General features: G+C 38.0%; 11 protein-coding genes, 17 tRNA genes, 1 rRNA gene and 1 riboswitch. Of the genes, 24 read left to right on the forward strand and 5 right to left on the reverse strand.

The features are described from left to right. The 18 genes from rrf to ACVWXS_RS14510 form a co-directional block, all read left to right on the forward strand. Window positions 1-99, forward strand: a 5S ribosomal RNA gene (gene rrf, locus ACVWXS_RS14425); the annotation flags it as partial. Window positions 100-111: 12 nt separating this feature from the next. After that, a tRNA-Val gene (locus ACVWXS_RS14430) sits at window positions 112-187 on the forward strand. Window positions 188-191: 4 nt separating this feature from the next. Then, window positions 192-267 (forward strand) — tRNA-Asp (locus tag ACVWXS_RS14435). 10 nt (window positions 268-277) lie between these two features. Further along, window positions 278-353: transfer RNA gene (locus tag ACVWXS_RS14440), tRNA-Thr, on the forward strand. Between the two features lie 6 nt (window positions 354-359). Next, window positions 360-443, forward strand: a tRNA-Tyr gene (locus ACVWXS_RS14445). Between the two features lie 13 nt (window positions 444-456). After that, a tRNA-Trp gene (locus ACVWXS_RS14450) sits at window positions 457-530 on the forward strand. A 47-nt stretch (window positions 531-577) separates the two neighbouring features. Next, window positions 578-653: transfer RNA gene (locus ACVWXS_RS14455), tRNA-His, on the forward strand. Between the two features lie 10 nt (window positions 654-663). Next, window positions 664-738: transfer RNA gene (locus ACVWXS_RS14460), tRNA-Gln, on the forward strand. Between the two features lie 15 nt (window positions 739-753). Next, window positions 754-826: transfer RNA gene (locus ACVWXS_RS14465), tRNA-Lys, on the forward strand. A gap of 22 nt (window positions 827-848) precedes the next feature. Further along, window positions 849-925, forward strand: a tRNA-Arg gene (locus ACVWXS_RS14470). Between the two features lie 10 nt (window positions 926-935). Beyond that, window positions 936-1,012: transfer RNA gene (locus ACVWXS_RS14475), tRNA-Pro, on the forward strand. Between the two features lie 16 nt (window positions 1,013-1,028). After that, window positions 1,029-1,104 (forward strand) — tRNA-Ala (locus ACVWXS_RS14480). 14 nt (window positions 1,105-1,118) lie between these two features. Next, window positions 1,119-1,211, forward strand: a tRNA-Ser gene (locus ACVWXS_RS14485). A gap of 5 nt (window positions 1,212-1,216) precedes the next feature. Beyond that, window positions 1,217-1,292 (forward strand) — tRNA-Phe (locus ACVWXS_RS14490). A 5-nt stretch (window positions 1,293-1,297) separates the two neighbouring features. After that, window positions 1,298-1,371, forward strand: a tRNA-Gly gene (locus tag ACVWXS_RS14495). A 6-nt stretch (window positions 1,372-1,377) separates the two neighbouring features. Beyond that, a tRNA-Ile gene (locus ACVWXS_RS14500) sits at window positions 1,378-1,454 on the forward strand. A 4-nt stretch (window positions 1,455-1,458) separates the two neighbouring features. Then, a tRNA-Asn gene (locus ACVWXS_RS14505) sits at window positions 1,459-1,535 on the forward strand. 1 nt (window position 1,536) lies between these two features. Further along, window positions 1,537-1,608, forward strand: a tRNA-Glu gene (locus ACVWXS_RS14510). Between the two features lie 146 nt (window positions 1,609-1,754). Here ACVWXS_RS14510 and ACVWXS_RS14515 read toward each other — a convergent pair. From ACVWXS_RS14515 to ACVWXS_RS14530, 4 genes are all read right to left on the reverse strand, one after another. Then, entirely contained in the window at window positions 1,755-2,888 is a 1,134-nt protein-coding gene (locus tag ACVWXS_RS14515) for a GerAB/ArcD/ProY family transporter (RefSeq protein WP_456958712.1), read from the reverse strand. 21 nt (window positions 2,889-2,909) lie between these two features. Continuing rightward, window positions 2,910-3,146, reverse strand: coding sequence for a hypothetical protein (locus ACVWXS_RS14520; protein ID WP_456958713.1), 237 nt, complete (start codon window positions 3,144-3,146; stop codon window positions 2,910-2,912). Between the two features lie 84 nt (window positions 3,147-3,230). Further along, on the reverse strand, window positions 3,231-4,781 hold the full coding sequence (locus ACVWXS_RS14525) for a spore germination protein (protein WP_456958714.1): 1,551 nt from the start codon (window positions 4,779-4,781) through the stop codon (window positions 3,231-3,233). Between the two features lie 416 nt (window positions 4,782-5,197). Beyond that, entirely contained in the window at window positions 5,198-5,323 is a 126-nt protein-coding gene (locus tag ACVWXS_RS14530) for a YjcZ family sporulation protein (protein ID WP_374964159.1), read from the reverse strand. A gap of 252 nt (window positions 5,324-5,575) precedes the next feature. Here ACVWXS_RS14530 and ACVWXS_RS14535 point away from each other — a divergent pair, with 252 nt between their 5' ends. After that, entirely contained in the window at window positions 5,576-6,622 is a 1,047-nt protein-coding gene (locus ACVWXS_RS14535) for a nitric oxide synthase oxygenase (RefSeq protein ID WP_456958715.1), read from the forward strand. A 31-nt stretch (window positions 6,623-6,653) separates the two neighbouring features. Here the strand turns inward: ACVWXS_RS14535 and ACVWXS_RS14540 are convergent, their stop codons facing one another. Beyond that, window positions 6,654-7,862: a CynX/NimT family MFS transporter gene (locus ACVWXS_RS14540; protein ID WP_456958716.1), complete on the reverse strand. Its 1,209-nt coding sequence runs from the start codon at window positions 7,860-7,862 to the stop codon at window positions 6,654-6,656. Window positions 7,863-8,037: 175 nt separating this feature from the next. Continuing rightward, window positions 8,038-8,215, forward strand: a riboswitch (Lysine riboswitch). An 86-nt stretch (window positions 8,216-8,301) separates the two neighbouring features. On the opposite strand from ACVWXS_RS14540, the gene ACVWXS_RS14545 reads away from it, so the two are divergent. From ACVWXS_RS14545 to ACVWXS_RS14565, 5 genes are all read left to right on the forward strand, one after another. Then, window positions 8,302-9,765, forward strand: coding sequence for an amino acid permease (locus ACVWXS_RS14545; RefSeq protein ID WP_456958718.1), 1,464 nt, complete (start codon window positions 8,302-8,304; stop codon window positions 9,763-9,765). A 249-nt stretch (window positions 9,766-10,014) separates the two neighbouring features. Further along, entirely contained in the window at window positions 10,015-10,707 is a 693-nt protein-coding gene (locus tag ACVWXS_RS14550; protein ID WP_368638413.1) for a response regulator transcription factor, read from the forward strand. 4 nt (window positions 10,708-10,711) lie between these two features. Next, window positions 10,712-11,647, forward strand: a complete 936-nt coding sequence (locus tag ACVWXS_RS14555; protein ID WP_456958719.1) for a sensor histidine kinase — start codon at window positions 10,712-10,714, stop codon at window positions 11,645-11,647. Between the two features lie 137 nt (window positions 11,648-11,784). Further along, window positions 11,785-12,708, forward strand: coding sequence for an ABC transporter ATP-binding protein (locus ACVWXS_RS14560; protein ID WP_456958720.1), 924 nt, complete (start codon window positions 11,785-11,787; stop codon window positions 12,706-12,708). Then, window positions 12,701-13,390: an ABC transporter permease gene (locus ACVWXS_RS14565; protein WP_423491942.1), complete on the forward strand. Its 690-nt coding sequence runs from the start codon at window positions 12,701-12,703 to the stop codon at window positions 13,388-13,390. Before ACVWXS_RS14560 ends, ACVWXS_RS14565 begins: the two co-directional genes overlap by 8 nt. The last annotated feature ends 21 nt before the right edge of the window (window positions 13,391-13,411 follow it).

A 13,411-nucleotide genomic window follows, 5' to 3' on the forward strand; every position in this document is an offset into this window, starting at 1 on the left:
AGAGGTCACACCCGTTCCCATACCGAACACGGAAGTTAAGCTCTTTAGCGCCGATGGTAGTTGGGGGCTTCCCCCTGTGAGAGTAGGACGTCGCTTCGCTTGTTTTTTCGTGGAGGATTAGCTCAGCTGGGAGAGCACCTGCCTTACAAGCAGGGGGTCGGCGGTTCGAGCCCGTCATCCTCCACCATTATGGTCCCGTGGTGTAGCGGTTAACATGCCTGCCTGTCACGCAGGAGATCGCCGGTTCGATCCCGGTCGGGACCGCCATTTTTTTTTTGCCGGTGTAGCTCAGTTGGTAGAGCAACTGACTTGTAATCAGTAGGTCGTGGGTTCGACTCCTATCGCCGGCACCATCCCTTGGAGGGGTAGCGAAGTGGCTAAACGCGGCGGACTGTAAATCCGCTCCTTAGGGTTCGGCGGTTCGAATCCGTCCCCCTCCACCAGTTTTAATATAATAGGGGCATAGTTCAACGGTAGAATAGAGGTCTCCAAAACCTTTGGTGTGGGTTCGATTCCTACTGCCCCTGCCAGGTTTCGAGGTACTCGTTATCAAGAACTGCTGTGATTACATATAGTGGCGATTGTGGCGAAGTGGTTAACGCACCGGATTGTGGTTCCGGCATTCGTGGGTTCGATTCCCATCAGTCGCCCCATTTAAATAATTGGGGTATAGCCAAGCGGTAAGGCAACGGATTTTGATTCCGTCATGCCTAGGTTCGAATCCTAGTACCCCAGCCATTTATTTCTTAGTTTGAGCCATTAGCTCAGTTGGTAGAGCATCTGACTTTTAATCAGAGGGTCGAAGGTTCGAGTCCTTCATGGCTCATCAAGTTTTTATACAAAATTATGCGCCCGTAGCTCAATTGGATAGAGCGTCTGACTACGGATCAGAAGGTTATGGGTTCGACTCCTGTCGGGCGCGCCAAAAAAAGTAACGGAATGTAGCTCAGCTTGGTAGAGCACTTGGTTTGGGACCAAGGGGTCGTAGGTTCGAATCCTGTCATTCCGACCAGTTTTACTTAATTTTTGGGGCCTTAGCTCAGCTGGGAGAGCGCCTGCCTTGCACGCAGGAGGTCAGCGGTTCGATCCCGCTAGGCTCCACCATTTCTAAATATTTTGGAGGTATACCCAAGTCTGGCTGAAGGGATCGGTCTTGAAAACCGACAGGCGGGTAACACCGCGCGGGGGTTCGAATCCCTCTACCTCCTCCATTTCCGGGTCAGTAGCTCAGTTGGTAGAGCATTAGATTGAAGCTCTAAGTGTCGGCGGTTCGATTCCGTCCTGACCCACCATATTTGCGGGTGTAGTTTAATGGTAAAACCTCAGCCTTCCAAGCTGATGTCGTGAGTTCGATTCTCATCACCCGCTCCAAATAATGGGCCTATAGCTCAGCTGGTTAGAGCGCACGCCTGATAAGCGTGAGGTCGATGGTTCGAGTCCATTTAGGCCCACCATTATTCCGAAGTAGCTCAGTTGGTAGTAGCACCTGACTGTTAATCAGGTTGTCGCAGGTTCGAGTCCTGCCTTCGGAGCCACGGCCCCTTGGTCAAGTGGTTAAGACACCGCCCTTTCACGGCGGTAACACGGGTTCGAATCCCGTAGGGGTCATCAAGCATGTTGCACATTTGTGCAACATGCTTTTTTTTTTTTTTTTATGATTGTCATAGTTTTTGTATGTAAAAGAGGCTGAGCTGGGATTAAAATGCAAAACTGCACACTCAATGTATTAGTTGGATTAATATTGAGTGTACGGTCTAGGTTGTTCCGGCATCTTCATTTTTTGATTTTCCATTTTCAGGGTTCTTAATGTTTCTCATTTTCGCGACAATAAGTAATAACAAAGGAAGAAAAAGGGCAAATATTCCAATATATAAGGGCCAAGTTTCTTGATTATATTTGCTAGAATGCATGTTATTTGGATGTACTATTTGAGAAAGTGCAACTGTAATCATCCCAAGTGGGAGAATTAATCGTCTGTGATCATTAATTTTAAGTATTTCTCCTAACCCCTTTACCGTTGCGTAAAAATACATGAAGGCTCTGACGAATATTGTAACCATCCAAATAAAAGCCATAATAACTTCAATACGTTGCAGGAAATTACCAATCGAAATTCTTTGCGCTAGCGTGTAACTAGGGAAGGTTCTAAGAGATGTATTTGTTACCCCCAATACTAAAATTGATAATGCTATAATAATTGTTAAAATTAATCCTCCTATTAATGTGCCAATATAAAACCCTTTCTTACCAGATGTATAGTTATTGATAGCTGATGGAAAAACCATTAATATAACGACTAATGGAAAAGAAAATAGACCCATAAAGTGTAAAATGCTATATATAAGAGGTTGTGCTGAAACTTCTAAAATTGGTTGTACATTTTTAATCTCTATTTCAGGGGTTATAAATAACACAAAAATAATAAATATGAACAGAAAAGCAGGGAATAGTATTTCTAATGTACGCGCAAAAACTTCTAATCCTGAATAAGCTGCAAAAAGTATAATAAGGTTAAATAATATTGAAAATACAACTGGTGGCGTCTCTGGCATTACCTCTGTCTGAAGAAAATTTCCAATAAAATATAGTAGCTCGCCAGATGATAACAACGTTAAAATGACAAATCCAATGGTAACAATTTTCCCTAAAAAACTCCCCAATATTTTTTCTGTAATCTCTACAAAGGATAGAGTGGGCATCTTTTTTACTAAAGCCATAAACAGTGTTAGGATAGGTATACTTAATAAGGTACCTATAATGGCTACAATCCAAGCATCTTGTTTTACTTCAGTTGCGATACTTGCAGGAATAATTAAAATGCTTGTCCCTACGGTAAAGAGAATTACAATGATTGTGAATTGACGTGAACTTATCAATTGCTTTTCCATAATATTCCCCCTTTCTTAAGATTATTTTTTTAATAACGTTGTTTTTAAAAAATCACTAACTGGATGGAAAATATACATAATTATATCCAGCGGACTAAATTGTATTGCTTTTAAACTTATAGCAATATTTAAGACTACACCGATCGTTAGCAAAAGGGAAAATGTCCAAATGGTTTTAGTATCTCCTTTTTTTAAATTTGGCAACTCAAAAAAAATAATACAAGCTGTAATAATTAATATTACTAACACCATAGCCATATAGATTACTCCTTTAATTGTGCGTTCTGCATAGTCTCTAAACCTTGAGTTTTCACATTGACCTTGACAGTAGTTTTTTAATAGTTAATGAGCAGGTCGTTTCTTATTTTCTAATTGCTTATGTCCTCTAACATTATTAGTTTGGCTAATTAATCGCGGACGAGTTAACAAAGATCGGCGTGGAAAAACTATTAGTGCATCTTTTTGATCCTTTGGAATTATTGGTGCAAAAGGGCTCATATAAGGTACACCAAAGGAACGTAAACTACATAAATGCATAATAAGAAACATCATTCCTATAAACACTCCAAATAACCCGAACATTGCTGCTAATCCCATTAAAGGAAAGCGTAAAATCCGTATGGAATTAGATAATCCATATGCAGGAAAAAGGAAGCTACATATCGCTGTTAATGCTACAATTATAACCATTGACGCTGAAACGATACCTGCTTGTACAGCGGCTTGTCCAATAATCAATGTTCCTACAATCGATATTGCAGGCCCTATCATTCTTGGCATACGAAGCCCTGCCTCCCTAAGTACTTCAAATGCAATCTCCATAATTAGAGCCTCTACAAACGCAGGAAATGGCACACCTTCTCGCTGTGAATAAATATTGATGAGCAAAGATGTGGGTATCATTTCGTGGTGAAAAGTCGTAAGGGAAATGTAGAGAGAAGGAGCAACTAAGGCAAGACTAATCCCTAAAAACCTAATGATACGAATAAATGAGCTGATAAATGAATGTTGATAATAATCCTCTGCAGATTGCATGAAGGATGTAAATAATGCAGGTACAATTAAAACAAAGGGAGTACCATCTACTAAAATAGCAATTTTACCTTCTAATAATTCTCCTGCAATGACATCTGGACGTTCCGAATTATAAACAGTAGGAAATAGCGAGAATTTTGGGTCTTGAATTAGCGCTTCAATATAGCCACTTTCTAAAATGCCATCAATATCAATTCGATCCAATCGTTCAAAAACTTCTTGTACAATTTTTTCGTTTGCAATTCCATTTATATACATAACGGCAACATCTGTTTGAGTAACTTCACCAATAATCCTAGATTTTATCCAAAGGTTTGGGCTTTTAATTTTACGTCGAATTAAAGCGGTATTAGTTCTCAAAGTCTCTGTAAATGATTCCCGAGGGCCTCTAATGACAGATTCTGTTGAAGGTTCTGTTACTGCTCTATCCTTCGAACTTTTTGTACTTGTAGCAATCCCTTTTGCCAGACCATCTAGTAATATAACGGTGTCTCCATTTAAAATGGCACTAAACAAAGCAGTAAAATCAACAATATCGTTAACATGTCCAACTGTTAAACAGTAATTCTTTAAATGTTGATTTAATTCATTGATTGTTGTTTCGGAAGTCTCCATTAAATCAGATAAGAGAGGCTCTACGATAAAGTCAGAAATTACGGTTTTATCAGCTAAACCATCCGTGTGAATAATGGCGATTGAATGTTCCTTTAATTTCCCTATTAATGTTTCCCGTATAATAAGGTCACTACTGTTTCCGAAAGCTTCTTTTATAGTAGTAATATTTTTAGATAGTTTTGTGTTTAGTAGTCCTTTTTGAATAAAATCATGGGAGATGTTAGTATTCTCGAAATCATTCACCTCAAATCTCCTCCTCAATAAGTTTTGAAACTATTAAGAGGATGTGCAAATTTATATTTAATTAAACATAAAATTTTAGTTATTAAGAAAAAATCTTTTATCATATGTATAGTTAGATTGAGATACTATATTTGGAGAAATGATTAGCAAATTTGAACAAAGTATTTCAAATAATAGGGTAGGTTAGAAAACTAAAAGGTGGATTTTTAGGCATTTCATAAGTGGTGCTTTTTATTATGCTCGCAAAGTTAGTGGATGTGCCGAATATACTTTGTGGGTTTATAGAGGGATGAATTCTTAGAAAGAAGAAAAATTAAAGGGGTCACGCGGAGGTTGTGACCCTTATGAATTTGAAGGTGTAAAGGATAAGTTTGTATTATCCTAATCGTTATGAGCATTAGAGGTGTTATCGGGTATTAATAACATTTTGACATAAAGCTAGCTCCGACAATAATCAGAAGAATGAATAGAACAACGATTAGAGCAAATGATGAACCAGACCCAGACCCAGATCCATAACCATTACCATAGTCTTGAGACATAATAATTCCCCTCCTCTCTAAAATCTATAGTATGAATATTTGTTAACAGGATTCGCGACATTCATCCACTAAAAAATAAAAAAAGTTCACTTGCATAAGCTACACTTTTGGTATCTGATGAAATCACATGAAGACCGTCTATAAATTTGAACAAAGTATTTCATATATGAAATATGTATGTTTTCCAGAAGATATTTTCGTGGTGATTATAGTTCTATTCCTCTAATATGAGGGTAGATGGAGGAGTTCGACATGAATTTACATGAGATACAGCGGTTTTTAGAACTTTATCAAGTAGAACAAAATGAGTCTAAAACATGGCTAGAAAATAAATTACAGCAGATTAAAACAGCAGGAGAATATATACCGACAACGGAGGAATTAACCTTTGGCGCACGAGTGGCATGGCGTAATAGTAATAAGTGTATTGGCCGTTTGTTTTGGCAATCACTGCATGTTATAGATGCCCGTGATATTTTAAAGGAAGAGGCCGTGTTCACTGCTTTGCTTGAGCATATACAATATGCAACAAATGACGGGAAAATTCGTCCAACAATAACCGTTTTTGCACCAGGGCGAGTGCGTATATGGAATCACCAGCTAATCCGTTATGCGGGCTATGAAACGGAATCTGGAATCATTGGTGATCGACATTCCGTTGAGTTTACAAAAATTTGTGAATCACTTGGCTGGAAAGGTGAGAAAACAGCATTTGATGTGCTTCCACTTGTTGTGCAGGTGGATGGAAGAGAGCCGCAAATGTTTACAATCCCTGATGAATATGTACTTGAGGTTCCGATTCGTCATCCTGAAGCTCCTCAAGTCGAGGATCTAGGATTAAAATGGTATGCAGTGCCAATGATTTCGAGCATGCGCTTCCAAATGGCAGGTATCGATTTTCAGGCGGCTCCATTCAATGGATGGTATATGGGCACTGAAATCGGGGCACGTAATTTAGCTGATCATGAGCGTTATAATATGCTGCCCGCTATAGCAGAAATTTTTAACCTCGATACAACAAAACAGGCTTCTCTATGGCGTGATCGTGCATTAGTTGAGCTCAATATTGCGGTATTACATTCATTTAAAGAAGATGGTGTGAGCATTGTAGATCATCATACTGCATCTCAACAGTTTAAATTGTTCGAAGAGGCGGAAACTACAGCAGGGCGTGAAGTTACAGGGAATTGGACGTGGTTGATCCCACCGTTATCTCCAGCAACAACTCATATTTTCCATAAGCCATATGTTAATGTGTACAATACACCGAACTATTTTTATCAGAAACCACATTATTAATCGAAAAAAGGCGGCACATGAGCCGCCTTTTTTAACTCACATATTCATTTTTAGAAGCCCTAAAAGAACATAAGGAAAGTATCAATACTACGACAACAAAGAGCCAGCCTACGATGTTCCAGCCACCGAATAAATCATGCAAGTATCCGAATAGGATTGGACCGATTGCGGCGAATAAATATCCTAAGGATTGTGCAAAGCCTGATAAATCAGCTGCTTCAAAAGCGGTACGGGTACGTAGTGTAAAGAACATCATTGCTAATGCGAATGAAGCACCCCCTGCTAAGCCTAGTAGCACCATCCACAGTATTGCGAGGCTTGTCCATTCCATTACTAATCCAATAAAGCCAACTATGTAAAATGACGTAAACATGAATACAAGGGGGCGTTGAGACGTCATTTTACTAGCGATAATAGGTATAGCTAAAGCCATCGGGACTTGTGAAAATTGCATGATGGAGAACATCCAGCCGGCACGATCTGCGGCTAAGCCTTGTGCTATGTATATTTCAGGAATCCAGGCAGCAGTTGTATAGAATAATAATGACTGTAACCCCATAGCACCTGTTACAGCCCAAGTAACAGGTGATTTCCATAAAGGTGTACGTTCTTTTGTAATCTTAAAAGTAGACTCAGGCTTATTAAATTTCAACTGTGGAATCCAAATTAAAATGGTTAATACCACAAGTACAAGCGAGATGGCCAGTGCACCTTGCCAGCCAAGTGATGAATTGGCGATAGGATAGCTAATGCCAGCACCAAGCCCAGCTGTCAAATTCATCGACATTGTGAAAAATGCCATAAGTAAACCTATGTGATAGGGAAACTTCAATTTAAGCAATCCTGGAATAAGTACGTTACCGAATGCAATAGCGATACCAATTAGCACAGTACCAAACACGAGTAAAGTAGTTGTGCCAAGGGAGCGTAGTATAATTCCTAATGCTAAAAGAATAGTGGATAAAAATAATGTTAATTCTAGCCCCAATTTACGTGCGACATTAGGGGCAAATGGTGATATGATTGCGAATGCTAGCAATGGGATTGTTGTTAGAAAGCCCGCGAGTACATTGGATATGCTGAGATCTTCACGGATAAAGGAAATAATAGGCCCAACAACTGTTAGTGGCATTCGTAATGTCGAGGCAATACAAATTACGCCGATAACTAGTAATAAGGTTGTTCCTCTCCAGCTGATTTTCCTGCTAGGATAAGTAGTCGAATGTTCATCAGTAGTCAAATAAATCCCTCCTGTTAGAACAATTATAATCGAACTACTATGCCATTGTATTAAATTATTTAAAGTGATGGAAAATTCAAAAAAAACGGAACATTAATCGAGTTATTGAAATGTCAAAGGTCGTATGTTAAACTAATACACATCATAAATTTAATAATTATATGCCTCAAGTTTGTATTGAGGTAGAGGTCGCGGTATTTAAGAGTATACTAATGGAAATGACAAGCATTAGAGATGTTAGTGGAAAGGAAATATCGCCGAAGTGTGAGGGGACTTGAAAATCTCATGCTGGGGCTGTCTCCGAAAGGAACAGAACTGTCACGTTTGGAACAACGTGTTGAGCTATCGTTTTTGAAAGAACTGAGGATTAACTTAGCCATCACTGCGTTCATGTGATGGCATTTTTTTTGCCTCTTTAAAGAAGGAAGGAAGCTAGATCGTGAGTGAAATAAAAGTGAATCAGCTCGGCAATAAAGCGCCGAAGCTGAAAAAAGAATTAAAAAGCCGTCATATTACTATGATTTCATTAGGCGGTACAATCGGTACAGGGTTGTTTTTAGCTAGTGGTGGTGCCATTGCGCAAGCAGGCCCTGGCGGAGCACTTCTCGCCTATGCATTAATTGGTATTATGGTGTACTTTTTAATGACGAGCTTAGGCGAAATGGCGGCTTATATGCCATCATCGGGCTCATTTAGTACGTATGCTACAAAATTTGTAGATCCGGCTTTAGGTTTTGCACTTGGCTGGAACTACTGGTACAACTGGGCAATTACAATTGCGGCAGAAATTTCTGCTGTATCGTTAATAATGAAATATTGGTTCCCGGATAGCTCATCAGCACTTTGGACTGCTTTATTTATCGCTATCGTTTTAACGTTCAATCTACTATCGGTAAAAAGCTATGGTGAAAGTGAATATTGGTTTGCAATGATCAAGGTTGTCACTGTAATCATCTTTATTATCGTCAGTTTCTTAATGATTTTTGGTATTTTAGGTGGACAAGCTCCTGTAGGCTTTACGAATTTCTTTATTAGTGATGGACCGTTCCACGGTGGTTTCCTTGCTACATTTGGTATTTTCTTAGCTGCGGGATTCTCGTTCCAGGGGACAGAGCTACTAGGAATAACGGCAGGGGAAACGGATGACCCTGGTAAAAATATTCCGAAAGCTGTTAAGTCTGTTTTCTGGCGAATTCTTTTATTCTATATTTTAGCGATTGCTGCAATTGGGATGCTGATTCCATTTACAGATGAACGTTTGTTGTCTGAGGATATCGCTGTATCACCATTTACACTAGTATTTGACCGTTTAGGAATTGCCTTTGCAGCGTCAATGATGAATGCCGTGATTTTAACGGCTATGCTGTCAGCAGGGAATTCAGGGCTCTATGCTTCTTCTCGTATGCTGTGGCAATTAGCAGTAGATGGTCATGCACCAAAAATTTTCACTAAACTAAGCCGTCGAGGTATTCCAATTTACGCATTATTGGCGACATTATCTGTAGGCTCTCTAGCATTTTTAGCTTCATTCTTTGGTGACGGTGTAGTCTATATGTGGCTTCTAAATGCCTCTGGGATGTCTGGCTTCATTGCCTGGCTAGGAATTGCATATAGCCATTATCGTTTCCGTCGAGCGTTCGAGGCACAAGGCTTGGATCCGAAATTGTTGCCATATAGAGCAAAGCTATTCCCATTCGGTCCACTATTTGCCTTTACAGTTTGTATGATTGTTGTGATCGGTCAAAATTACACAGCCTTTATGGGTGACAAAGTTGATTGGTACGGAGTATTTGTTTCATATATTGGTATTCCACTGTTCTTACTGTTATGGCTTGGCTATAAAATCAAGCATAAAACAAAAGTGCTTCCACTAGAGGAATGTGATTTAAGAGTAGAACAATAAAATAAAACTGCCCTGTGAGTCATAGAAAATGACTTGCAAGGCAGTTTTTTTTTCCTCGATTGACCTCGGTTTTGGTGTCTAACCTTAATATGGTAGACTGTTATAGAAATGAATCATCACCAAATTTTAGGAATGACATTTGTTAAAACGTATGCCATGTATATAAGTTGATTGGAGTGGAGGCTTGGTGACTCCTTGGGGATCAGCGATAGAGGATAGACGCTTTATGTTAGGAAGAGGTGCATGAAAGTGCAGAAGCATATTTTACTAGTAGAAGATGACGAAGCCATTCGTGAAATGGTAGAAAGCTATTTAACAATGGAGGGGTTCCTTGTTACCTCTGTAGTAAATGGGGAAGAGGCATTACAAAATTGTTTAAACAATCCCTATGATTTAGTGATCTTGGATATTATGATACCGAAACTTAATGGATTAGAAGTTTTAAAGATTATAAGAGAGCAAGCATCACTTCCAATTATCATTATGTCAGCCAAGGATAGTGATGTTGATAAAGCGTTGGGATTAGGATTAGGGGCAGATGATTATATCGCCAAGCCATTCTCTATGCTGGAATTTTCAGCACGTGTCAAAGCCGCAATTCGAAGAGCTACAAAATACTCCAGTCAAGTAGAGGAGAAGAAAGATATAGTAGAGATAGACAACTTATCAATCGACCTTGTTAATTTTTCAGCTGAGAAGAATGGACAACAAGTAAAGCTCACGTCAAAGGAATTTGCCATCTTAAAATTATTCGTGACAAATCGTAATCGCGTTTTTACAAAGCAGCAAATTTATCAACTAATTTGGAATGATGCTTACTATGGGGATGAAAATATTATTAATGTACATATAAGAAGATTACGCGAAAAAATTGAAGACGATCCATCCAACCCTCAATATATTAAAACGCTTTGGGGAATTGGTTATAAATTTGAAGGATAAACAGATGATTATATTTCTACTATTTATAATTGTATTGCTCCTAGGTATTATAATTTTTCAGGTGAGAGCAAAAAAACAACAAGACGCTACTATTCAATACATGCATCAAAAACTGCAAGCAATCGTAGATGAACAATCGAGCGAGAAGATTTTAGTATCGACAGCTAATCAAGAAATACAGCAACTACTTATTGCGATGAATGCCTTGCTGGATCACAATCAAAAAGTACTAGCAACACATCGAAAAATGGAAAGCTCTATGAAAAAGATGTTGGCGAATATTTCGCATGATCTTAAAACACCTTTAACAGTTGTACTAGGTTATACTGAAATGCTGCAGCTTAAGAACTCAATTTGTGAAGAGGAGCGGCAACGATTGCTTACTGGTGTTCATTCGAAAACATTGGAAGTATTAAAAATAATCCATACATTTTTTGACTTGGCAAAATTGGAAGCGGGAGATACAGATTATCCAATGACTAAAATCAATGTCAGTGAAATTTGCCGTAAAAACATTTTATCATTTTACGATATGGTCACCTCTATGGGGCTAGAAATTGATATTGCCATACCAGAGATATCCTTGAATGCACTCGGAAATGAGGAGGCATTAGATAGGGTTCTGAACAATTTACTGTCTAATGCTATAGCCTATGGGGCAGCTGGAAACGTAATCGGACTTTCAGTAAGAAATGATGATACTAACATCTTTATTGATGTATGGGATCGTGGTAAAGGAATTGACGAATATCATATTGATAATGTTTTTGAGAGAATGTATACGCTTGAGGATTCCAGAAATAAATCCTTCCAAGGTAGTGGTCTTGGCTTAACCATTACAAAACGTCTTGTAGAATTAATGGATGGCTCTATACAGCTCTCAAGTATTCCATATGAGAAAACCATTTTTACGGTTTCTTTAAAACGAATAATGTACTGAACAGTCATGCTTGTATTGCATTTTAATTGCTTTACAAGCTTTTCTTTTGTGCTTAAGAAATTTGTAAGAATCAAGTAATAAATTAGAGAGTTTTATTTTTTATAATAAGGTTAGCTAAATTTAAGGGAGAGATCTACATGACATATATTGTGAAAACAAATCAGCTTACAAAGGTGTATGAGGGAAAAGAAGCGGTTTCTTCCGTCAATATGCATGTGAAAAAGGGAGAAATTTATGGCTTTTTAGGTCCTAACGGGGCCGGAAAAACCACAGTCATGAAAATGCTGACAAATCTTACGAAGCCAACGAGTGGAGACATTGAAATCTTTGGTGAAAAACTAACTGATCAATCCTATGAAGTGCTGAAAAGGCTAGGTACGATTATTGAATATCCGATTTTCTATGAAAATTTAACAGCAAAGGAAACCTTAGAATTACATTGCGAATATATGGGCTATTATGACAAGAAAGAAATTGCTCATGTCCTAGATCTAGTGAAACTGACAAACACGGAGAAGAAACGTGTAAAAGACTTTTCTCTTGGGATGAAACAGCGGTTGGGTATCGCGCGTGCGATTATTACTAAGCCGGAATTACTTATTTTGGATGAGCCGATTAATGGACTAGATCCTGTTGGAATTAAAGAACTTCGAGAGCTATTCAAGATGCTTTGCAAAGAGTATGGAATTACAATTATTATTTCTAGTCACATTTTGGGTGAAATTGAACAAATGGCTGATACCATTGGCGTTATTAAGAATGGAAGATTAATCAATGAAGTCTCAATGGACGCTGTCAATCATAGTCAGGCAGATTATATTGAAGTGATTGTTAACGATGGAAAAAAAGCAGCCTTTATTATAGAAAAGGAATTACATATTACTAATTTCAAGCTAATGGACGACAACTCTATTCGAATTTATGAATCAACAGCTTCCCAAAAGGTGCTAACTAAAACATTGATTGAGCATGATATTGAAATTGAGGGCATTAGCAAAAAAACAAGCTCATTAGAGGATTATTTCTTGAAGTTAATCAATGGAGGTGTCGTTAATGCTTAATTTAATGCGTCTGGAAATGAAAAAATATCATTTAGGTTCCTATGTAAAACGAGCTATCTTCGCAAATTTTGTGATATTAGGTGTCATGTTTATGCTTTTATTTATCACTAAAATAGAAGAAGATCCAGGTCTTGAAAATTATCAGACGGCACTAACCTTTATAGATTCAATGGTAAGAGCAGTATTTATCATTTTTGCATCTGTTTTAATCGCTAAACTTATTATTGGAGAATACAAATATAAAACGATCACTTTGGCATTTATGTATCCAATAAATAGAAAAAAATTAATTGCTTCAAAACTAGCCATTGTTATTCTTTTTACCTTTAGTGCAATTATCTTATCAAATGCTTTAGTAACGACGATTTTTTGTGTTATTACAGAAAGTTTTAAATTAATCCCGGATACATTAACGACTACTATAATCATGCAACATATTCCATTTGTATTAATGAATGCAGTGGCAGCATCAGGCATGGCATTGATTCCATTGTATTTTGGTATGAGAAAATACTCCATTCCAACAACAATTTTATCATCAATACTCATTGTATCGGTCGTTTCCTCGAATACAGGAAACTTTTCATTGAATGATATTATCTTCGTTCCAATAACATTAGCAATGATTGGAATCAGCGTTGCCTATTTAGCGATTCGAAATATTGAAAAGGTAGATATTTAAAGGGGTTTTTTAGAAAAAAAA

This window comes from Lysinibacillus sp. TE18511 (genome assembly GCF_054062295.1).